Below are 446 nucleotides of genomic sequence, written 5' to 3'. Positions count from 1 at the left end.
GGAGCGCGTACGCGTTGTCCCACAGGATGCGGAAGTCCGGGGCGGCGGCGGGCACGGACACGAGCGCGCGCGCGACCTCCTCGGTGACGACCGACCCGTCGGGGTTCGCGTAGGTCGGCACGACCCACATGCCCTTGATGGTGGGGTCGTTCGCGACGAGCTCGGCGACAGCGGCGGCGTCCGGGCCGTCGGCGGTCATGGGTACCGTGACCATCTCGATGCCGAGCGCCTCGCACACGGAGAAGTGGCGGTCGTAGCCGGGCACGGGGCAGATCCAGCGAACCTTCTCCTCGCGGCCCCACGGGCGCTCGGAGCCGGGGACGCCGAAGAGGGTCGCGTACGCGAGCGTGTCGTACATGAGCGTGAGGCTCGCGTTGCCGCCCGCGAGGAGCTGCTCGACCGGGACGCCGAGCAGCTCGGCGAAGATCTCCCGGAGCCGCCGGAGG

The 446-nt window shown here is 72.4% G+C and carries 1 protein-coding gene; it reads right to left on the bottom strand.

Annotation, left to right across the window (positions count from 1 at the left end; translation table 11 throughout):
- A partial coding sequence (locus G3I78_RS48430) for an aminotransferase class I/II-fold pyridoxal phosphate-dependent enzyme (RefSeq protein ID WP_164437009.1) occupies window positions 1–446 on the bottom strand: 446 nt, incomplete at both ends.

The organism is Streptomyces sp. SID13726, from assembly GCF_010548375.1.
Lineage (GTDB): Bacteria > Actinomycetota > Actinomycetes > Streptomycetales > Streptomycetaceae > Streptomyces.
The sequence above is the reverse complement of the archived record's forward strand: the minus strand, read 5'-3'. Positions and strand labels throughout refer to the sequence as shown.